Source organism: Halorubrum wangae (genome assembly GCF_051194135.1).
Lineage (GTDB): Archaea > Halobacteriota > Halobacteria > Halobacteriales > Haloferacaceae > Halorubrum.
The window spans coordinates 98,229-119,821 of the sequence record NZ_JBLZNH010000004.1; the positions used below are offsets into that span (position 1 = coordinate 98,229).

The following is a 21,593-nucleotide window of genomic DNA, read 5'->3' on the forward strand; positions in this document are numbered from 1 at the left end:
CCATAGTCGCTCAACAACTGACATAATTCTCTTGGGAAAAGTGTGAGCAGGTTATTGGTCTGCGTCGCGGGCTGCAGCCACGAAGTATCGCCGATCCGAGACGACTGGTTTGGGAGCGGCTCCCTGATCGAACTGGCTGAGATGCCCGAGATATACCGGCAACAGGCCGTCGGGAGCATCCTCACTCTCAGTGTGCTGGAGCCGCCGCGTCACTAACCGTTGGGCAGCAGGGTCTGTGGTCTCGCGCCAGGTTCGATACGTCTCCATCACTTCTGATTCCATGTCACCTGGCACGGTTCGCCGATTGAGATTCCCCCAGATGTGGCCGTGTTCGTTGATGTATAGGCGGCCGCCCTCTGGCCGGAACCGGGTGTACTTAGCGACGAGCTCGTCATGATCGAAGACCGACTCAAACTGATAGTCCTGCCAGCGCCAGCGTAAGACGCCATCAGAACAGACACTCCACGACTCCCCGTGATGGAACGGAAGCCCAGTCCACACACGGATCGCTGATTGAGTTGTGAGGAGGTCGGGATCATTCGAGAAGTCGGAGAAATCGAAGGTGCCACCGATCTGGCCAAGATACACGGGGACATATCCCGAATTCACTTCTGCAGCGCCGACCTGATCGTAGGTGTCTGCAGGCACCTTAGTGAGCACTTCACCACTGGCAGTGAGACGGACGCTTCCATATCCATCCGGTTTTCCCACATCATGAAGCATCTCATGGAGCCCATCGGGGACGCTCCGGAGCGCCTGAATCTCGCCGCGGTGGCTCCAGCGCAGGGCGGTGTCGTACGACTGTGAGGAGACAACACTGTAGCGGGAGCCGCGGTACGCAGAGGGCCACGGATCAGCCGGCGTGACCGTCACCTGCCGATCGGCAGCCACGGGTACCTCAGTCGGTTCGGCTGTTAGCGATGCCGCAGGCGATCTGTCCGTCATGCGTTGTCTCCAGGATCGACACGGTGGTCATCCGGTGACAGCTTCTTGCTCTCGTAGGAGTCAACTGCGGCCGCCCAGCCTTCAAGTGAGGCCTGTTCTTCCTCCGTAAGGGGATCCGTCAGCCGGGTTGGTTCCTCAACCTGGATCGGCCGACTCGCCGCATCGAGTGTGCCAACGTACACCGGTATCATATCGACGTCACCGCGGTTACGACGGAGCTGCAACACTCGTTTGACCGGACGAGGCAGCTCCCGGAACTGTTCGCGCACGTCCGACGGTGATCGATCGGTTGGGATTTGTGTGAGGACATCGCCTTGCGGCGTCACGCGGAAGGAGCCTCCCTGCGGCCGGAGACGCCGGAGTTCGGTCACGATCGGGTCCGGCAACGAGTCGGCAAACGGGTGGCGCAGCTTGTTCTCAGCATTGTGCCACCAAAACTGGTCGCCAGCGAATGAGTACTTGGCACCGTCGTACACGCTGCTCCACAGATTCCCCGGTTGGAGCCCTGTCGGGCTCAGTGCGACGGAGTGTGAAGGATCGTCCGGCGGCACAAGCCGACCGTCGATATCGGTGGATCCAACGTAGAGTGCTTCATACGCGTCATCGGCACCCGCAATTTCAGTCCGGGTAAGTACATTACCCGCTTCCGTGATCCGAATGCGCCCCCCTTGGCGTTTGATCCCGAGGAGATTCTCGACGACATCATCTGGTACGGGATCGAGACGGAGTCGATCCGTTCCGTTGTACGCCTGCCACCATACCTCTCCCTCTGCGTTCACGCTGAAGCTGTACCCCCGATAGTAGTGTGCCCAGCTCTCACCGGGCGCGGAAGGGGCCTCTGCATCCCCAGCGGTTGTCCTGTCATTCGTCATATGCAAGGATTCGACCCCCGGCACATATAATCAGTGGCAGTCAGCAGCACGACGAGTAGTACTTTGATGCCTCATCAAGCGTGAACCAACGGACATGCACGGACTGTCCCCCCAAGCAAGCTACGAGCGAGGGTAGGATCAAACGGTCCCCGTGTGGTCCGTCGAGAGCGTGCCGTCAGAGCAGGTGGTGGGTAGTAAGCTTCTTACACCCGACGTTGCGCGCTGGCGGGGATTTTTTCGAATACGATAGCAACCGATCCTGAAAATCAACCGCTGCGAGTAGCGGCCTCAACTTCCTCAGTCAGAGCTCGATATCGGATTCACACTCAGGACATTGCAGCGAGTCTTTCGTGGCGCCGGCGACGTAGATTGCGCTGCCGCCAACAAGCGCGCCAACAGCTGCAAGCGGCCAGCTTGCTGCGGTGGCCGTCCCCAGCGCCGCGATCCCCGCTGACCCGCCGAGTGAGTAGCCGCCGGCACCGAATAACGCGGGGACGGCCATACTTTTGACAGTCAGATATTTCCCTCTCAGATGGAGAAGTTGTATCTCCTCACCGCAGCTCTCACAGTCGAATGTGTTGACCACCGAGATCTCGGAATCACTCTTGTCCGTCATATCAAACGTTTTGGAACCTTATGACAAAAAACCCATGTGTCTGATGAGATATCTGAGATTCTGGGTATAATCTGAGTCTCAGCGATTCCCGCAATCAGATCCACCCACAAGAGTTGGCCTCAAGCTATGCCGAAGGTTCATATGTACCTCCCGGGACAGGATGCATATGTCAACGCAGGATTTGCTGGTGGGGTCTCATCTCTCTTTGCTTGATCTCGAGGCGTTCGATCAACTTGCCGCACAGGTTGGCGACCAGCCGAATAGCGTCTTATATCTCACCCAACGTGTTCGCTCCGATAACACCACGCGCCAGCGGTGGGCTCAGCACGGTCCTGCGGCGTGTCTGCGTGTCGAGACATTCGACCGACTCGTCTCGGCGTGTTATGAGCGTGACCAGTACAAAGGGGAGGTCACCCACATCGATCAGCCCTTGCTGTACCGGCTTGTCGAGGCCGGTATCGAGCAGTTGGAGGCGTCAAATCCGTTTGCAACAGATGGGCGGCTACCACGTGCAGGGCTGGTTCAAGAGGCCGAACAGCTGTACACGGCGCTAGAACGTGGAGGCCTGCTGTCGGCGGACGCGATGGAAACACGACTCTCCGAGCTTGGTCTCTCGGATCGCGCCACAGCCGTGGCGGCCCTCGCGACTGCGATCGATGAGGTCCGTGAGACCATGTTGGCTGACGAACTCCCAGACACATATCAGACCGAGCGGATGCACGAGCTCACGACGACAACAACGCCGCTCGAGGAGCTACTCCCGGCTGTTGATGCCGTCGTGATTGGCGGGTTCACTCGCTTTGACGCGCTCGAACGCCAACTACTCACACGAATCACTGAGACGTGGCCAACCGTGGCACTGCTCCCGTCCCAATACGTATCTGAGGAGCCGGCCGGTGTTGATGCTGGCGCCCGGCCCGCGGCTGAGACGTTTGAGGCGCTTGGCTTTACGCCAACACCGGTCCCGACGGACGCACGCCCGACGATCGCCAACCGACGGAGAGTGACACAGAACCTGTACCGGCATCCGGACGAGTCACCGGCCGTTGGTGACATCGATCCGAGCGCGCTTGCGCTCACGATCACCGACGCTGAGACACTCCCAGAGGAAGTCCGAGCGACCGCACGAGCGATTCGGCAGCAGCTGGCAGCTGGCACCGATCCAGCAACCATCGGCGTCGTGCTCACGAGTCCGACCGAGTACAGCGATACAGTTCGCGAGGTTTTTGATACCTATGAGATCCCGTTTGCACTGCAGACGGAGCGACCCCTCGCCGAAACTGCCATCGGCAACGCCATCGAAGCTGTCTGTCAGCTTGCGACTGAGTCACGCTCCGTCGAAACACTACTGGACCTGCTCACGAACCCGCTCGTGGCAGCTACGGACACAGAGGACCCAATTGATCACCAGTCGTTGGCGCGGGTGGCGAGCCGCACAGACACAGCGGCGCTCGCTCCGGTGGTAGAATATCTCGACCCGGAGACGACAGCGGCCATTGAAGCGCTCATTGCCGATATTGACGCCGTTGCACAGAGTCCGCTCGCAGACCTGCCGACACGTCTCACCACACTGTTAGACCAGCTGGGGATCACAGCCACGCTGTCGGCCGCCGCGGACGACACCGAGCTAAACCTTGCCCAGGAGACACGTGCTGCCGACCGCCTTGACCGCATCAGCGAGACGCTTGCGATGACCGATGCAGTCGCCGACCATGACCAGGGCACCGTTATGGAACGCCTTGAGCGGGCCATCACGTACGGAACCGTCACGGCACCCGCAGCGACCGAGACACAAAGCGTCGTTATCTGTGGGCTCTCCGATGCGCACGCTCGAGAGTGGGATCATGTGTACGTGCTTGGGCTGACCGCCGCGCATCTGCCGTCGGATCTCGAGCATATGGCGTTTGCCCAGCCCATCTACGATGCCCATCAGGATTTCGCACAGCAAGATATCTCTCTGGAGGCACGCTACCACCTCGGAACGCTGCTCCGTAGTGACGCCACGCTACGGCTGTCGGCGCCCCAACGTACCCTCAGCGGCGAGCCCCACGTTCCCCCAGATTTCCTCACCGAGCTCCGGCGTGTCATCGAGTGTGATGCGATCACGACCAGTCCGGAGGAAAAGCCAGGCACACGCGAAGACGTCCAGACGGCAATCAGTACGGCTGTCACTGCTAGAGACGAGCCAGAGCCGCAACCCTACATTGACGCCGCGGTCGCGGCCGGAACGTTCAATGAGGCGATCGGCGATCGGATGCATGCCGGCGCCGCCTGTGCGACTGGCCGTGCTGATCCGGATCGGCTCTCAGCGTACGATGGCCAGCTATCCCCCGAGATGGTCGCCCAGCTGCATCCAGAGACTGTGCGAGAACCCTACAGTGCAAGTCGCCTCGAAACGTACGCCGCCTGCGGGTTCAAATACTACCTGCAGCGGGTGCTTGAGATCGACGCGCCCGAGCCGCTCACACGCGAGCCACACGCAGGGCTTCGGGGTTCGTACATCCATGATGTGCTCGAACATTACTACCGAACGGTCCAATCAGATGTGGGCGAGCCGGTCGATCCGGGTGGCGACTTTCAGGCCCGGCAGGCAACGCTGCTAACGGTCGCCCGCGAACGGCTAGCGGACGCTTTCAACGGGTACGCCGCTACGGCGTTCCAGGAGGAGTGGCTCACCGGTGTGTTCGCGGGGCTCGGTACCCCAGCCGAGAACCCCTATTACGGGCCGACAGCCACGGAAGACGACGAACCAGCCGCGAAGGGACTGCTCTATCGCTTCCTCGAACACGAGTTTGCCGAGCCAGCCAAAACGACCGCCCGCCCAACATGGCTTGAAGCACGCATCGGGGATCCGCATCCCGGAGGAACACCAGTTGGAGACGGCCCAGCCGTCATCCAGACTCCGACGGGCGAGGTGACACTGCATGGCCTGGTTGACCGTGTTGATACCGTCCCAGGAACGACCCCGACACAGGCGGTCATGCGGGACTACAAAACCGGCTCCTCGATTCCAAGCGCAAGCGATGCGCTGCTCGGCCTCCATTTTCAACTCCCGCTGTATGCGCTCATGATTGAGGACGCGTTGCCGAAGCTTGAGACGGTGGGAGCGGCCTACTACCAGATGGCCCCACCCACGGCGGTCTCGTCACGGCGTGGCCTCGTCACCTCACAGGAGATGGCCGTCTACCACGGCGACGACGAGGTATCGACGCCACTTTTGCGCCACTCGTACCCGCATTTTGAAACGCACACTGCGTTCCGGAAGTTCCTCACTGAGGAGACACCAGCTCGACTGGGCGAGCTTACAGCAGGTATTGCTGGCGGGCATTTCCAGCCGACACTGCTTGAGCCAGGGGATGCCGGCTGTCGCCACTGTGACTACGCACATGTGTGTGACGTGCGCCACCACCACCGACAGACGACGATCGAGACGATCGACACGGAGGGGATTCCCACCTATGTGCCGCCTGCCGCACGCGGTCTCTCGCCGGAAGACGTTGTGGAGGTGAACTAACGATGGTTGAGTACGATCGCCTCACGGACGAGCAACAACGAGCCGTTGACGCACTCGATCGGAACGTCACGCTGACCGCTGGCGCCGGAACGGGGAAGACGACAACGCTCACGGCGCGATATCTCAAGATGATCGAATCGGGGATTGCGGCGAGCGACGATCCAGCCAGCGATCTGCTCCTCCCAGAACAGATCCTCACGACGACGTTCACCGAGCGGGCCGCAAACGAACTGGAAAGCAGCATTCGGACAGAGATTACAGAGCGTATCGCCACGCTTGATGCCGAGGAGTTCCCTGCATGGCGTCGCGTTGCCGACGAGCTCGAGCACGGCTACATTCACACGCTTCACGGATTCTGTGCCCGCCTGTTGCGCGAACACACGCTGCGGCTCGAGCCGCTCGATCCGGGGTTCACGACGCTTGATGAAAACGAGACGACCGCGATGCTCCACGATGTCGTCGAGACAACGCTCCGTGAGCACGAAACACACCCGGCGACGCAAACGCTTGCCCGACGATTTTCGCGGGCACAGCTCCATGACGTGCTCACCGATCTATTGAGTGAGCGGCCGGCAAGTCTCACGTGGGCACAGCGGTGGGCAGACGCTAGCGAACAGGCGTATCTCTCCTTCGTTGAAACCGAACTCCATCCGATCGATCCGGATGAGGCGGCTGCCCGCTTGGCCGATCCGACCGTCGTCGATGCGCTCACAACGCTACAGGAGCTGGTGGCGGACCCACCGGCCATCTCGACGGAGGGCACAGCATGGCAACGCGCGGTCACAGTGGTGGAATTGTTGGAAGGCGGGTACGATGATGGCGTCCCCTCACGGGCCAAGCAAACTCTCATCGCGCAGCTCAGCAGCGCGTTAACCACGGCGGCTGGAGCCCAGTATGCGAGTTACACTGGTGCCGCAACCCACTGGGACAATCATCCACAGAAGGCAACGTTCGATACAGCCATCGAGCAGCTTGTCGCCACACTTGAGCCGGAAACCTACGCTGTGGAGGTGGATCTAGAGCGCGATCGGCAAAGCTACCCGTTCGTGACGGCGCTTGCCGAGCTTACCCAGATCGCCGGCAAAACCTATGCAGAGCGCAAACAACAGCAGAACGCCGCCGATTTCACGGATCTGGTTTCGTACACGGTTGATTTCCTGGCTGCACCTGAAAACGCACACATCCGCCAGGAGCTACAGGCTCAGTTCGAGTACGTAATGTTAGACGAGTTCCAAGATACCGACCCCAGACAGTGGGATCTGATTCGGTTGCTCACTACCTCACCACAGGGCAACTTCGATGCGGACAATATCTTCGTCGTCGGAGACGTCAAACAGAGCATCTATCGGTTCCGGAATGCCGACGTTACCCAATTCAAAGAGATTACAGACATGCTCGCCGCCGCAGGGCCAGCTGCCGAGACCACGGACGAGGACACAGGAGCGGCCGATCAGCTCTCCACGAACTTTCGGACGCTCCCCGCAGTGCTCGACCCGATCAACGAATTGTTCGACGCGGTGTTCGATGCGGACGGCGAACCGTACGAGGCGACGCCACAACCGCTCACCCCAGCCCGTTCGGATCCAGCGGACCTCGGAAGCACAGAGTACCTTGCAGTCCCGACGGATCCGGAGCTTCGAGCCGATCGGTGTGCCCAGTATGATGCCTTCGCCACGGCCGATCCCGAACATGAGGTTGAACTGGAGGCGATGGCGCTGGCAGCACGGCTCTCACAAGTGCTCGCCGAGCCGTATCAGGTGTATCCCGAAGAGGACGAAGAGCAAGCGGCTGATGATTCGCGGGCGATCGAGCCAAAAGATATCGCGGTACTGTTGCGCAGCCGGACACACCTCAAGACCTTCGAGCGGGCCTTCGAAGACGCTGGAGTCCCGTATTCGATTGCCTCCGGTATTGGGTTCTATGAGACAACCGAGATAACCGCCCTCCTGAATCTGTTTCGGGCCCTCGCGGATCCGCACGATGAGCGAGCGTTGTACGCCACATTGCGTTCGCCGCTCTTTGGATTCACTGACGACACGCTGGCGGCGCTCAAAACAGATGATGACACGCTATGGGCGGCGCTCGCTGATGCAGATGCTGCTGAGATACAGACCGCGTATGAGATGCTCACAACGTGGCGCGAGCGCGCCGGCGTCACGGAGCCGTCGGCAGCGACAGTTGATGGCTCGTGGGCGGCGTACCTCACAGAGATCATTGACGCGACAGGCTATCTCGTCAGCGTGAGTGCTGGCGATCGGGGGCAACAGGCAGTCGCCAACGTCGAGAAGTTTCGAGAACAGCTTCGTGGCTTCAGCGATGACGGCGTTCAGAGTCTCACCACGCTGGTGAGCCGCATCGAACGCCGCGTCGAGTTGGGCGGCCGTGAGAGTGAAGCCGAGACCACCGATGAGGGCGTTCAGATCCTCACGATCCACGACGCGAAGGGGATGGAGTTCCCGTTCGTCGTCGTCCCGCAGATCAGTCGGCCGTTCAAAGACGATGCGGCGATCGGGGACGGCCAAGTCGAATTCGAGCGGATCGGCGATCAGTACGCCGTCGGCATGAAAGCGCCCAGCCCGGACGACCCCTTCGAGCTGGGAGACACGATGGCACGGGAGACGATCCGCGACCGACGACGTGCCGAGGAGCGCGCCGAGGAAAAGCGGGTGCTCTACGTAGCCTGTACGCGGGCCCGGGATCACCTCCTGTTGAGCGGTCTCCATGAGACGGCGGATGAGGCAACCGAGCCGACGTTTAGGGATCTGGAGGAGGCCGATCCGGCGGAGCCGTCGAGCTGGCGTGATTGGGTGCAACCAGAACTCCTCTCCGAGGACGTCTGTGCCACCCTCGATACCACCTCCCATGTCGAGCGAGCGCTCGGCGATGGCACGTACACGGTGTCGATCCCAACCCCACCAGCACAACGATCCCAGCCGACCACCGACCACGAGCCGGCGATGGCGCTTTCGCCGCACCCACCAACGCCGCCGCGCAGCTTCGCGATATCGGCGACCGATCTCGCCGCGCTGCTCGGCGACCGTGGGACGCTCCAGTGTGACGCGGCGACGCAAACGCTGTACGTCACAGCCGATGCGGAGCACGACATGAGTCAGGAGACGGAGGCCGTAACGGATGCATCTGCGTCCACGCGGAGTCCGGAGACGTCGTCAGACACCGACGGCTCCGTCTCGCCGACTGCGTCAGTCGATGCCCGCGTGTTCGGGGAGGTTGTCCACCGACTCTGCGAGCTTCGGCCACCCGAGTCTAAATGGCCGGATCTCATTCATCAAACACTGGTCGATGAGAGTATTGCGGGCAACTTGACGTCGGATCTCCTCGACCGGGTGGAAACACACGCTCGGCGTGGCATCGAGTACGTTAATACACAAGCGGCATCCGGAGTGGTCGACCAGCAGTACGACGAGCTGTACATCACTGCGGAGTTCGACCGAGGCGAGATCTCCGGATTCATCGACCATCTCATCGTCACGCCGGACGCCTACCACGTCATCGATTACAAAACGGGGGCGATGACTCAGGAGACGCTAGCCGCCGAAGCAGACTATTACGAGACGCAACTGAAGGCGTACGCGATCGCGTTAAACCAACAGGACTCCGATCGGCGTGTCCGGGTCTCACTGGTGTTCACCGCACTGGATACGGCGTGGGAAACGATGTGGCCACCCTCAGAGGTGCACACGTTCTACGATGAGATCCGGGCAGCCATCTGGGACCGATCGGCGGAGATCGACGGGTAACAGTCGGACCAGTGATGGACTCATCCGCGTTGTTCGGCTCCGAGTTCGGAGGTTGATCGCCGAACTGATGATTAAGACAATATTAGGATATTATCATGGAATATATGCAGGAAGAAATGCTTCAGAAAAGATAGCAAAACTGATTTATCAGCTGGATATTATTGTTTATGTGAATGTCATCACGAGACGAGGATCACCAATCCTCGGCTATCGACTGGTCGATCGATGATCCGCCGTCATCCACCGAACCCGGGGTGACGGATACTGCGACCGTCTCATCGCACCTCCAATCCGTCTTAGCCCACCAGTTTGCGGCCATCCAAAGCGAACAGGACCTGCTCGCCGTCGAAGAGATCAAAGACAAAGTCAAGCTGCTTGACCACCAGCTGACCGCCGCCCATCAGGCGATCACCAGTATGGGGCGGGGCACACTCTTTGCCGACGAGGTCGGATTAGGGAAGACCATCGAGGTCGGGATGGTGCTCAAGGAGATGGATCTCCGCGACACCCATAACACGTTTCTCGTGTTAACACCCGCTCAACTCGCCCCACAGTGGCAAGGGGAGATGGCTGAGAAGTTCGATCTCGACTTCGTCTGTAACTACGACGACGCGTTCGAAGGGTTCGCCGCTCACGATCGGATCATTGCCAGTGTCGACACCGCCAAAAGCGCTCGCTTCCGGGAAGACGTGCTTAGTCGAGAGTGGGACGTCCTCGTGCTTGATGAAGCCCACTACGTCCGGAACGAAGGCACGAAACGGTACGAGCTGCTCGAGCAGATCGAGTACCGAGAGGGGTTTTTCGCGACGGCGACACCCATCCAGAACGATATCACTGACCTGTACAACATCGTCAACCTGATCCGACCGGGATTACTCGGGACTCGAAGCGAGTTCAAAACCCAACATATGGTCGATGGGGAAGGAACCCAGATCAAGAACGCTGACGAGCTCCAACGCAAGCTCAATCGGGTGATGATCCGCAATCAGCGGGAGGAAACGGATATCGACTTCACGAACCGAAACGTGAGAACGAACACGTTCGAGCCGGCGACCGAAGAAGCCGAGCTGTACGAGGCAGTCACCGACTACGTTCGTTCGAACTACTCCAGTCAGGACGCCAAACACCTCGTGTTACTCCTGTTGCAAAAAGAGGTCGTCAGCAGTCCCAGCGCGGTGCTTGGAACGATCGACAAGTGGCTCCGCGGCGACGGTGCCGCGACGATCAGCCCCGATGAGAAAGAACAGCTCCAAACGATCAAAACGCTCGCGGAGGCGGTCACAACGACGACGAAACAAGAGCGATTGCGGGAGGTTATCGAAACCGTCCACGACCGGCTCGAGGAGACGCGTGTGATCGTCTTCACGCAGTTTCGGCCAACACAAGACGAGATCGCCGCCAGTGCGCGTGCGCTCGATCAAGCGGTTCACGTGGTGAACGGCGACCTCTCGAGCGTTGAGAAGGAAGCCGTCGTCGCCGAGTTCGAGGAAGAAGGCGGTATTCTCGTCGCGACAGATGCGATCAGCGAGGGGCGGAATCTACAGTTCTGTAACGTGATGGTGAACTACGATCTGCCGTGGAATCCGATGAAAGTCGAACAGCGCATCGGCCGCATCGACCGGATCGGCCAGGAACGGGAGGTCCACGTCTTCAACCTGGCGCTGTCCGGCACCGTCGAAGAGCACGTGCTCGATAAGCTCTACTCGAAAATAAACCTCTTTACCCAGTCCGTCGGCGGCTTACGCGAGATCCTCTCTCGGATGGAAAAATCGGGAGTGGACTTCGAAAAGGAGGTCTTTGATCGGCTTCGCACCGCAGACGATCGTGTCGAGATGGAGAACAACTTCGACGAGATGGCGGTTGATCTCGAATCGAATCAACAGGCCGCTGAAAAGATGGGAGAGTTCAACAAGAAAGTCTTCAGCGGGTTCGAGCTCGGAGGGGATGCGAAGTGAGCGGGATGGAGACGGACGTGTTGAACCGGTTGAGCATCAAACGGCTCACTGAGGCAACGATCACGACAAACGGTGGCACGGTCGATAAGACGTCACCGGACCGCTGGCTCGTTTCGCTCCCGTCGGCGCTCACCTCGGAGCCGGAGACCGGATCGATCACCGGTGGCGACACGAGCAATTCGGCGTTAGATGCGATCGCGGCGGATCTCGACTCAACGACAGATGAGAGTCGCGATGCGCCTGATACGCCCTTGGTGTTCGATAGGCAGGCTGTGCCGGCCGAGACAGAAGCAACCGTCGTGCGGCCGGGAACGCCGTTTTTTAACTCACTGCTCGATCTTGCACGGCAGGGCGATCACGTCGCCCAGCTGCGGCTGTCCAGTTCCGACCTGCAGCTACATGCACCCCCATTGCTCGACGTCCTGGATCCTGAGGCGCGTGTCACGGGATTCGACGCAACCGATGTGAACGTCGCGGTTGCGTTTCATTTCTACATCCAACTTCAAGGAATCCAGTCATACAATCGGGAGCGGATGGAGACAGTGACGCTCGATCTCGAGAGCGGTCGCACGCTCCCGGCGCTGACCGAGCGGTTAGGCGAGCACCTCAGTTCACTGGTCGACGAGCCAACGGCTGCAGACACTGTCGACGTCGGTGCGGATAGGCTCGAGGACCGCTATGATTCGGCAGTCAGAACGGTCCAAGACCGGCTCCAAGCCGAGATCAATGAGATCCAAGAGCGGTCGGGTGCGGCAGCCGGCGAACGCCGCGCGGAAATCGAGGAGCTGTATCAACAGCGCCGCGCCGAGCTCGAAACCAAGCTCACGGCAAAGCAGAACGAGATCGATGAATGGAATGAAAAGATCGAGCGGGCTCGGTCGAACGACACACGGAGTCGGTACATCTCGGAGCGTCAGCAAGCATCCCGAGAACTGGAGCAACTCGAGGCGACGATCGCCGACAAGCGATCCCAACTCGATCGAGAGGAAGCCGCTCAGATCGACGAGGTGGCCGCCCGACACGCCGTGAGCGTCGATATTAGCTCGATTGCGACGACGATACTCACGTACGACATCGGCGAGCTCACCGTCGAGATCGATGACGGCGATCGGGTCGGAACGACAACGGTCCCGTACACGCCAGCGACCGACGCGTTCGGGACGTTCGGCTGTGGGGACTGTGGCGCCGCGTTTACTCCAACGCGGCCACCCGTGCTCTGTGACGATTCACACGTGGTCTGTCCCGCCTGCCGAGAGAAATGTACCGCGTGTGGAGCGCTCGTGTGTGCTGCCGATGCGTACAGCGCGTGTGCGTACTGTGAAACGGTAGAATGCCGTGCCTGTCGGAGCACCTGTGCCACCTGTGATCACGCCGTCTGTACGGCACATCGAGACCCCTGTGGTGAAGGCGGTGACGTTACGTGTACGCTCTGTGGCGAGTCCTGTGCAACTTGCGGGAGCTACAACTGCGATCGCCATCTCGTGGTGTGTGCGACCGGGGAGACGCGACACTGTCACACCCATACGGACCGGTGTGATTACTGTAACGACACCATCTGTACCGACCATATTGAGTCGTGTCTCGTCTGTGATGGAGGCTTCTGCGTTGACGACCGCGTTGCGTCGGCAACCGAAGACGGGACGCTCTGTCTCCCCCACGCCGGCTACTGTAAGCACTGTGACGGTCACCATCGTGCTGACTCGCTCGTGACGTGTGAGATCTGCACTGAAACAGTGTGTGAATCACACTCTGCTGTGTGTGCGATCGGTGATCGCTTGATCTGTGAAACCCATCACGCCCAGTGTAAGACATGCGGTGATCACGTCTGTACCGACCATTCCGAACCGTGTGTCTCGTGTGACGGCGCTCACTGTGAGGCGCATGTGACCACCTGTGGGGTGTGCAACGAGAGTGTCGGAACGGCTCACGTCGAGACGTGTACTGCCTGTGATGCGGAGGTCTGTCCAACTCACCAACACACATGTGGCGACTGTGATCTGTTGTACTGCACTGATGACGTGGACACCTGTACCGACTGTGGATCGACGTTTTGCGCGTCTGATCTCAGGCACTGTCAGACCTGTGAGGAATCCGTGTGTGTGGCCGATCTCGTTGAGTGTTCCGTCTGTGAGACGACCCACTGTTCCACCCACGCGACGGCGTGTGCCGACTGCGGTGACAGGCTCTGCCCCGACCACGCGACCGCCTGTGCATACGGTGACGAGGACTACTGCACCGAACACATCCACGAGTGTGCGATCGACGATGCGCCGATCTGTGCCGACCATCTCCGGTCGTGTGACGCCTGTGGCGATGCCGTCTGCCCGATCCATTCAGCTGCGTGTGCGCACTGCGAAGAGGTTCACTGTGTCGCCCACATCACTGAATGTGCGAAGTGTGACGACCAATTCTGTGACGCGCATACTACTGCGTGTCACGCCTGTGGCGATGCCGTCTGTCCGGCCCATACCCATACCTGTGACGAGTGTAATGCAGGTCTCTGTGCGAATCACGTCACTACTTGCACCGCATGTGATAGCGAGTACTGTGACAACCACATCGCCCCGTGTAGCGAGTGTGGGGATCCGCTGTGCGCGACGCATGCGGATACCTGCGAAACATGTGCGTCGGTCCTCTGTGGCACCCACTCAACGACCTGTTCGATCTGTGAAAGCCACTCCTGTGAGACCCATACCGCTCGGTGTCACGAGTGCAGTGACGCCGTTTGTGAAACGCATACGGTGGACTGTGAGGGATGTCTCGGGACCGTCTGTACCGACCACGGCGTGGAGTGTGCAGCCTGTGGCGACCGCTTCGGGGAGAGCCATATCGCAGCATGTACGATCTGTGGCACACAGCTGTGTCAAGCTCACCGAGAGACCTGTGAGACATGCGGTGAGAGTCTCTGTACGGAGCATGCAGTTGCCTGCGATCATGGAGGAGATACACACTGTGCGGACCACCTGGAGCCCTGTGACGTCTGTCCTGATGCGTCCGATCAACGCGGCGGCATCTGTCAACGGCACCGGTTACAGTGTATTGTCGATGAGAAGACGCTCTGTTGGTCTCACACTGAACTCGGTCCGATCAGCGGTGACCCGATCTGTCAGGACCACATGGTGCAGTGCTCGTTCTGTCACCAGTCCTATGCACCACATGCAATTGAAGAAGGTACCTGCAAGACGTGTCACGAGTTGGCCGAAAGTGAGACTGCACCGCCAGACCACATCGGCGATGAGTTCCGCACCGCTCGGGTAGCCGCCAACGACGACTACATCGTGATTTACGGCGCCCGGTTGTTCGGTTCGGACCAGCTCATCGTGCTTGAGCGCGGCGATAACGACGAGATCCTGCATCGAAACGTCAGCATGATAGAGCGGCTCCGGAGGTGGCTCAAATGAGCGATCAGACGGGCCCGTCGTGGTATACGCCCGGCGATATCCCAGCTTCCATTGAAGCCGCCACAACCGACTCGGAGGTCTATCTCGAGCACATCATCGACGTGTTGCAGGCACACGAGATCGATGCCCCACGGAGCCGTATCCGAACGCTGGTTGAGTCGACCCGCGAGCGGATCACCGAGCGCAACGCCACACGCAGAAAACGTGATGACACTCTCGCGGAGCCACGATCGGTGCAGGCTCGCGTCTTCGACGTCAGTGACGCTACCTATCTGGGGCATCGAGATCTCGCGACGATCCTCGGCATCACACTCAGTCGCTACTCAGGGAGTTTTTCCGTGGCTGATCCGGACGCCGACAGTGTCATCGACCTGCTGTGGAACAAACAACATACGACTGTCGGCTTACATGTGGTGCCGCGCCCGACACGAGAGCCACTCGCTGTTGAGCACGTAAACTCGCTCATCGAAGGAAACACCGAGACAGGATCCGGGCGATCGCTGTCACAACTTGCGGTGGTCGGGCCGGCAAAGGTCACTGCCACGGCACGCTCGCTCGCTGCGGATCACGACATTGCCGTTGTTGACGCTGATCTCCTCCGCCGATGGTTCCACGATGTTCAACTCTCGCCGGAATTAGTAGGCCGAGTCTTAGAGGCGGAAAGTGCTGCGTACAACGAGCTCGAGCATCTCATTTCAGAACTGGAGCCGATGCCGGACGTCGTTGCAAACCGAGACCCACTAGACGTGAGCCGCCAGCTGTCCTCGATCGATGCGGACACCACGGCCGATCTGACCGGCCACATCAAACAGGCGATGCCGATCCGCGATGAGATGCCACAGCCTGGCAAGCAGGGGACGCTGTACGCTGATCCGAGCGATGATGGCGACTTCGGCGCGTTCGATCGCTTTGCGAGCAACCTCGAGGAAGATGACTCATGAACTTCGAATTTATTGACGACCCCGCGGAAGTGCCGATCGCCGGCAACCAATCAGTCACCGTCGAACGCAACCAGCCTTGGCCGTCCGCGTATCGGGGATCGCGATACAGCATCGTCATGGACGACAGTTTCGATGACCATGCTGTCTTGAAATGGAAGCACCGCGATCTCTCGATTTTTGCGGCGGCACCGAACAAGCTGCGGCAAGCGATGGTGCTTGTCGGAAAGAGCCAGGGGCTTGGGAGCTTCCGGATCACAGCGGATGGAGAGGTCCTCACGAAAGTTGAGGCGAGCGCGTACGACAACATCGATAGCGCGCCCGTCTCAGAGGGATGGGTGCCAGTGTACCTGGGGAAATGTCGCGGGGAGATTGATTTCGGAAGCGTGGATATCGATCCCAAACCACCAACAAACGGAGTGAAAGTGTGGACCAGCTTCCCGTTTAGTCACGGCGAGCGGTGGTCCGTCAGTAGTGACGGTGAGCTGGTGTGGAACTGGCGTGACTACCGATTTGCGTCGGCCTTCGATCACTCTGACCTGGTAGAGCAGTACGCAGCATACCGACCAAACCCGGGCCGCCTGTACATCACTGAACACGGTCACGTGTGGGTCAACGTGCCGCACAATGACGTGTTACCAGACAGACAAGCCGAAATCGGCGAGGCGATCACAACGTGGAAATCGAACGCCGAATCACGCGGCGACGCAACGACCCTCCGTCTGGTTAATCGACGGTTAGTCGCGACCAGCCAGAGTGAGGATCCAGCTGATGGCCACTTACCGATCCATCTTGGTCACCTTCGTGACTTCGATGACGGGGTGATTCCCAAGCCGATAGTCGACGATCAGGCGTATTTCCTCGCTGTGGGGCAGTATGAACAAGTCTGGGAATAAGATCAGGGTCAGGTAACCATGTTGTTCCAGGCGACAGACTCGGTGAAGCGTCTGAGAATGATTTGTAGTCTCGGTCACTGCGTGAGTTGTTCAAGAGCCAAAGAGAGCTCGTCGACGAGCGGTAGCGATCGATGTCAGCGACATCACTCTATATGTGAGCCTGAGCTTCTGCTATAAATCACGGGCAATGAATTTTGTCTGGTGGTGCCAATGGTATTTTGTCAGCAAGATTATCAAATCAACAAGTATCTGAGGATCAGACCGTCCAGCAGCCGCTCGAGGTCGAGGCCGGTCTCCGCGATGTTCGGTTCGATGAGATCGATGACGCCCGACTGGTCGCCGATCGTGGTGTGAACTGCCTGTGCCCAAACAATACTCACAACGAACGGACCTGTATTCTCTGAAACGTCCTCGGTCAGGTACCCGTTCGAGTCAATCGTGCTCATGTCGATTCCCCACCGCTTGATGCCGGTATCGTCAACTGCTGGCGTCCGGTACCAACGCGTCTCAGAGCTCATGCTGAAACGGCCGGATAGATTGGCGGTGTGTATTGTGGGGTATCCGTGTGCCCACCAGGCGTCGATACGGTGCGGAACAAGTCGAAGTACGTATACTCGGAGTTGTTCCCGTGATTGTCAGAGCCAAACGCGATGCCTCCCTGATTGAGGTTGTCGCCGGCCGTGTCCGTCGCTGTGAGGCTCAGGTACTGAGTCCACTCGGAGTTACCGTCGTCCCACTGATAAATCGCGATATCGCTCACCGCTTCGTCGTTAGTCTCTCGAAAAGTGACTGCGACATCGTATAGGTTTCGCTCGGTGAGGATCGTGGATGATTCAGCGAGCAGCGTTTTGGACCCACCGCTGTATTTGACGACGGCAGTGTTGCCCGTCGATGAGCCGTCATCAGCTTGTGGCCCACCCTCGAGTTTGTACGAGTTGGTGTTCGGATCCGTATCGGCCGAATCCATCCCCCACCAGAGTCTGAACAACCCACTTGAACTATCCGTCACCTGATATGCGGCAACGCGGTACGTGCAGTCGTTGGCCGGGTACGTGGGAAGCCCGTCCCCAGGACGGGAGTAGTTATAAACGGAGAAGCCGTTGCCGGCGATCTCAACCGAGAGGCTGCCGTCGGCCGCCCAGTCAGTATCGTACTCCGGGCGACTCGAGTTGCCGTCCCAGTTGATGCTGTTATTACTGAGACTGTTCTCACCCGTTCCGTCCTCGAAGTCCTCGATCGTAGTATAATCGAGGACAGGCGGTGTCGTTCTGTTCACGCCGCCGCTCGTGAGGACGATCCCGCTAGTGGTCTGGCGAAACCCCGGCATCTTAGGAACCGATGTAGCCGTCGATGGTCGGCGCCGCGTTCATGACACCGCCGGTGCTGTTGCTCATCCGGACGAGCACCGTGTTGCCCTGCCCGGCGGTGTGAGTCGTGCGGTCAGCGCTGCCGAGCGTGATCTGATTGACGACTGCCGACGCGTCCACGTCGTAGACGTCAAGCGTTACGCTCGTCGACGACCCGCCGCCCTGCTCGCGGAACTGCATCGTCGTGATGGTGACGGTACCGCCGGTCGGCGGGACAAGCCGGTGATATTCGACATCGTCCTGGCCGTCGGGGATCTCCGTGTGTCCGGGTTCGTAGTGGACGCGCTCTTGGACACCAAGGTTGTCACTCTCATCGTCGGTGACGCCGGCGCCCGCGAAGTCCGCCGGCTCAATATCAAACGTGCCGCTGGCGTCGATGAGCCCGTCGCCCGCCGTAGGGCGCGTGTGGTGGATATCCGAGCTGCCGGCGTGGTTGTTGAGCTCGGTTTGTGTCGTCAGATCTTCGACCACGATGTCGGCCTGAAGCGCGCGAACACGCCGGTCGCGTAGGTCCGATGAGGTGACTGACGTGGCGCCCGCCGGTATCCACACCTCTGCGAGGACGCATGCCACCGTGCCGTCAAGGGCTGCCGGCGCCGGTCGGAAGTACTCGAACCGGGAGAGGTTCTCGTTGTCGGGGTCGCGCGGCTCCGGCGTGCCGTTAACGACTTGGATGGTCCCCGATGTGTCGACGTAGATGACATCGCGGCGCGGATCCGTCCCGTTCGCGCCGTCGATACCGATGGTCTGGGAGGTGATCGTGTGGGTCGTCCCTTGGATGTAGGCGTCGCCGGCCGCCACCGACAGCGTGTCGGTGCTCCCGAGTGCTCCCGTGTTGACCGAAACAGCGAGGTCGCCCCCGTCCGGGTCGAGCACACCGACGCCGTCGCCGCGATACTGCTGCTGGTTCTCGTCGAGTGCTGCGCCGCCGGTGCCATCGCCGATGGTGAAGCTAGTCATGCCTGGAGTGTGTTAGGGTTGATTCAGTTGCGCCGTCTCGCGACGCAAGTCGACAATCGTGTCGATGACGCCGCTGCCACTGTCGTTCACTTCCAGCGTCGCGCGCGCCTCGCCTTGCGCCTCTCGCAGCCGGGTCTGTTCGACCGGGAGTTCCGGCGCGCCGTCGCCAGTGTCGAACTCGTCGATAGTGTAGTGATATCCGGGGAGAACGACCTGCGGAATGATCTCGACCGACCCCGACAAGTCGTCCTCGGCCAATCGATCTGTGAGTTCGCTATCGGCCCGCGCCTGGCAGTCCGCGTCCGTCGTGAGCGTCGCGTCGTCGATGCGGACGAGCACCTCGTTACCGAGACGGTCGATCTCGTCCTGGTCGGCCGCACGGGCAAAGGCTCGCGAGCCGTCGCTGGTCTCGCCACCGTAGACTTCCACGGCGTTCGCGTAGTCCGTTGCATCGAGGCTGCTGTCCCAGTCGGTCGACGCCCAGTCACCACTCTTGACGTGTTCCTCAGGCACGTAGGACTCGACGCGCGGTCCGGTCTGCTGATGGCTAACCGTGAAGCGCATCCCCGCCAATTCATGCAGGTCTTGGAGGACCTCCATCGGCGTCCCGTCGGGACTGTACTCCGAGAGTGACGTCGGCGAGTCGGGCACTAGGACCGTCGCATCGAAGCGCGTGTACTGATTCCACACGCTGGCGATCGCCTCGTACGCGTAACCGCTGAACGGTCCCGCGGACATAGCGCCTCGGGTGAGTGTGCGCGCCGGGCCGGAGATCTCGATGGTCGCGGTGTCACCGGTCGTTGGGCCGGGCAGACCGAGGATCCGACCACGGAACAGCCGCTCGCCGCGGAATTCCAGCACGGCGTGGCCGAGGATGAAGTCCTCCAGTCGGTCGAACGGCGGAATCTCGGTCGTCAGCGTCGACACGGCCGAGTGTTCCAGCGTGACGTCGACCGACAGCAACGCGGTCGTGAGGATCTGCCGGCCGTTGGGCGCCCGCAAGCGGAGGCGATACTGGCTCTCCGGGACGGCGCCGTAGGTGCCGGGGAGCGTGCCACCGTACGTTGCCGGACGCGTCGCGCCGTAGATAAACGTGAGACTCGCGTCGGGCATGAACTCAGGAAGTCCTCCAGCTTAGTCGAGCGAGTGCAGGTAGTCGATACCCCCACTGCCGACGACGGCCAACCCGACACCGCGGCCCTGGTGGGTGGTGTCCGCGTCCGGCGACGAGATACTCGCTAGCTCCGTGTCGCGTGTCCCAGGGTCCGTCGACGTATCGGTCGAGTAGATGCGCGTCGGATGAACGCCCGTTCCGCCGCCGTCGTAGTCGGCTTCGATGATGTACCACGTGTCGAGTGTAAGGCTGACGCTTGTCGACCCGAGCGTGCGTGAGACGCCGTCGTCGTCCGTCGACAGCAGCGTAAGTTCGTTATTCGGCACGTCGACCCGGGCCCGGTTGTCGCCGGTGTAGTCGTCGACGTCTTTTCCGAACGCCATATCGATGCGGTCGTTCCCTGATTCGGCGTAGACAGCCACCGCGACCGTGTCGCCCGACTCCGGATAGTAGTCCAGCCCATCACCCGGCAGCGAGTAGTCCGTCGTTCGCGTGGACTTGTCCCAGAAGGCGGCCGTGCTGGCCTCGAACGCAGGTGTGGTGTACGTGAACTCGGAGTCACCGCCACGCCAGTTGTCCTTGATCGAGTTCTCGAAGTCCTCGACGAGGCGGGTGGTCGCCCCCGAGAACGAGGTCACGATCGACGTGGAAAACGAGACGATGGCGTCGGCATCATCCACGTAGGCGCGGAACTCGCCGGCGTTAGTGTTGCGCCACAGTCGCGTCTGCGTCAGGTCCTCTTCGGGCGGGTCCGCCGATAACACGGGGACGATGCCGAGGCCGCCGACGTCCGACACGCGGGTGTCGTTGAGGTCGCCCGGGTCGAGTTCGTCGCTGCCGGTCGTCTCCGGCGGAATCCATACCTCCGCGAGCGGGACACCGTCCAGCGCCTGTGCGCTCGGCGGTGCCGGTACCGGATTCTGGAACCGGTCGTTGGGCGTGAGTTCCGGCACGGTCTCGGCTGGCTCGCCCTGGATAAAGCCGGCCTGCCCGCGATGATCGACGTAGACGAGGTCGCGCCGCGGGTTGTTCGGCGCGCCATCCGGGAGCGTGAGCGTCGCCTGCGGGAAATCGACGCGTGCCCCGTCGACGCGGACCGTTCCCGAGTTGACGGTCACGTCGATGCTCGAGCTCGACGACGCGAGCGTGACGCCACCGCCCGAGAGCCAGCCATACCCTTCGCCGAGGCGGAAGAGGGCGTTCAACGGCAGTGCAGTTGCTCCGTCGTCCAGACTGAGTCGCTGTGGCATGAATGTG

At 60.5% G+C, this 21,593-nt stretch carries 14 protein-coding genes; 6 read left to right on the plus strand and 8 right to left on the minus strand.

Annotation, left to right across the window (positions count from 1 at the left end):
• Window positions 1-51: 51 nt before the first annotated feature.
• From ACNS84_RS12835 to ACNS84_RS12845, 3 genes are all read right to left on the minus strand, one after another.
• On the minus strand, window positions 52-945 hold the full coding sequence (locus tag ACNS84_RS12835; protein WP_435075267.1) for a hypothetical protein: 894 nt from the start codon (window positions 943-945) through the stop codon (window positions 52-54).
• Window positions 942-1,817 carry a hypothetical protein gene (locus tag ACNS84_RS12840; protein ID WP_435075268.1) on the minus strand — a complete coding sequence of 292 codons (876 nt, stop codon included), beginning with the start codon at window positions 1,815-1,817 and terminating at the stop codon, window positions 942-944. The genes ACNS84_RS12835 and ACNS84_RS12840 overlap by 4 nt, the downstream gene beginning before the upstream one ends.
• A 301-nt stretch (window positions 1,818-2,118) precedes the next feature.
• Window positions 2,119-2,433 carry a hypothetical protein gene (locus ACNS84_RS12845; protein ID WP_435075269.1) on the minus strand — a complete coding sequence of 105 codons (315 nt, stop codon included), beginning with the start codon at window positions 2,431-2,433 and terminating at the stop codon, window positions 2,119-2,121.
• Window positions 2,434-2,599: 166 nt separating this feature from the next.
• Between ACNS84_RS12845 and ACNS84_RS12850 the strand changes: the two genes are divergently transcribed.
• The 6 genes from ACNS84_RS12850 (at window position 2,600) to ACNS84_RS12875 (ending at window position 16,895) form a co-directional block, all read left to right on the plus strand.
• Window positions 2,600-5,947, plus strand: a complete 3,348-nt coding sequence (locus ACNS84_RS12850; protein ID WP_435075270.1) for a PD-(D/E)XK nuclease family protein — start codon at window positions 2,600-2,602, stop codon at window positions 5,945-5,947.
• 2 nt (window positions 5,948-5,949) lie between these two features.
• A complete protein-coding gene (locus tag ACNS84_RS12855) occupies window positions 5,950-9,705 on the plus strand; it encodes a UvrD-helicase domain-containing protein (protein ID WP_435075271.1) in 3,756 nt (1,251 codons plus the stop codon).
• A 173-nt stretch (window positions 9,706-9,878) separates the two neighbouring features.
• Entirely contained in the window at window positions 9,879-11,660 is a 1,782-nt protein-coding gene (locus ACNS84_RS12860; RefSeq protein ID WP_435075272.1) for a DEAD/DEAH box helicase, read from the plus strand.
• Window positions 11,657-15,061: a hypothetical protein gene (locus ACNS84_RS12865; RefSeq protein WP_435075273.1), complete on the plus strand. Its 3,405-nt coding sequence runs from the start codon at window positions 11,657-11,659 to the stop codon at window positions 15,059-15,061. Before ACNS84_RS12860 ends, ACNS84_RS12865 begins: the two co-directional genes overlap by 4 nt.
• On the plus strand, window positions 15,058-16,002 hold the full coding sequence (locus ACNS84_RS12870; protein WP_435075274.1) for a hypothetical protein: 945 nt from the start codon (window positions 15,058-15,060) through the stop codon (window positions 16,000-16,002). The genes ACNS84_RS12865 and ACNS84_RS12870 overlap by 4 nt, the downstream gene beginning before the upstream one ends.
• Window positions 15,999-16,895 carry a hypothetical protein gene (locus ACNS84_RS12875; RefSeq protein WP_435075275.1) on the plus strand — a complete coding sequence of 299 codons (897 nt, stop codon included), beginning with the start codon at window positions 15,999-16,001 and terminating at the stop codon, window positions 16,893-16,895. Before ACNS84_RS12870 ends, ACNS84_RS12875 begins: the two co-directional genes overlap by 4 nt.
• 233 nt (window positions 16,896-17,128) lie before the next feature.
• Here the strand turns inward: ACNS84_RS12875 and ACNS84_RS12880 are convergent, their stop codons facing one another.
• From ACNS84_RS12880 to ACNS84_RS12900, 5 genes are all read right to left on the minus strand, one after another.
• Window positions 17,129-17,341, minus strand: a complete 213-nt coding sequence (locus ACNS84_RS12880) for a hypothetical protein (protein WP_435075276.1) — start codon at window positions 17,339-17,341, stop codon at window positions 17,129-17,131.
• A 68-nt stretch (window positions 17,342-17,409) separates the two neighbouring features.
• Window positions 17,410-18,171: a hypothetical protein gene (locus ACNS84_RS12885; RefSeq protein WP_435075277.1), complete on the minus strand. Its 762-nt coding sequence runs from the start codon at window positions 18,169-18,171 to the stop codon at window positions 17,410-17,412.
• 52 nt (window positions 18,172-18,223) lie between these two features.
• Window positions 18,224-19,222 (minus strand): hypothetical protein, encoded by a 999-nt coding sequence (locus ACNS84_RS12890; RefSeq protein WP_435075278.1) that lies wholly within the window; start codon window positions 19,220-19,222, stop codon window positions 18,224-18,226.
• A 12-nt stretch (window positions 19,223-19,234) separates the two neighbouring features.
• Window positions 19,235-20,335 carry a hypothetical protein gene (locus tag ACNS84_RS12895; protein ID WP_435075279.1) on the minus strand — a complete coding sequence of 367 codons (1,101 nt, stop codon included), beginning with the start codon at window positions 20,333-20,335 and terminating at the stop codon, window positions 19,235-19,237.
• A gap of 21 nt (window positions 20,336-20,356) precedes the next feature.
• A complete protein-coding gene (locus ACNS84_RS12900; RefSeq protein ID WP_435075280.1) occupies window positions 20,357-21,586 on the minus strand; it encodes a hypothetical protein in 1,230 nt (409 codons plus the stop codon).
• Window positions 21,587-21,593 lie beyond the last annotated feature (7 nt).

Bases quoted from the DNA above. Each gene is read 5' to 3' on its own strand.
- ACNS84_RS12835 (WP_435075267.1), bottom strand. From the start codon at position 945: ATGACGGACAGATCGCCTGCGGCATCGCTAACAGCCGAACCGACTGAG.
- ACNS84_RS12840 (WP_435075268.1), bottom strand. From the start codon at position 1,817: ATGACGAATGACAGGACAACCGCTGGGGATGCAGAGGCCCCTTCCGCG.
- ACNS84_RS12845 (WP_435075269.1), bottom strand. From the start codon at position 2,433: ATGACGGACAAGAGTGATTCCGAGATCTCGGTGGTCAACACATTCGAC.
- ACNS84_RS12850 (WP_435075270.1), top strand. From the start codon at position 2,600: ATGTCAACGCAGGATTTGCTGGTGGGGTCTCATCTCTCTTTGCTTGAT.
- ACNS84_RS12855 (WP_435075271.1), top strand. From the start codon at position 5,950: ATGGTTGAGTACGATCGCCTCACGGACGAGCAACAACGAGCCGTTGAC.
- ACNS84_RS12860 (WP_435075272.1), top strand. From the start codon at position 9,879: ATGTCATCACGAGACGAGGATCACCAATCCTCGGCTATCGACTGGTCG.
- ACNS84_RS12870 (WP_435075274.1), top strand. From the start codon at position 15,058: ATGAGCGATCAGACGGGCCCGTCGTGGTATACGCCCGGCGATATCCCA.
- ACNS84_RS12875 (WP_435075275.1), top strand. From the start codon at position 15,999: ATGAACTTCGAATTTATTGACGACCCCGCGGAAGTGCCGATCGCCGGC.
- ACNS84_RS12880 (WP_435075276.1), bottom strand. From the start codon at position 17,341: ATGAGCACGATTGACTCGAACGGGTACCTGACCGAGGACGTTTCAGAG.
- ACNS84_RS12890 (WP_435075278.1), bottom strand. From the start codon at position 19,222: ATGACTAGCTTCACCATCGGCGATGGCACCGGCGGCGCAGCACTCGAC.
- ACNS84_RS12895 (WP_435075279.1), bottom strand. From the start codon at position 20,335: ATGCCCGACGCGAGTCTCACGTTTATCTACGGCGCGACGCGTCCGGCA.
- ACNS84_RS12900 (WP_435075280.1), bottom strand. From the start codon at position 21,586: ATGCCACAGCGACTCAGTCTGGACGACGGAGCAACTGCACTGCCGTTG.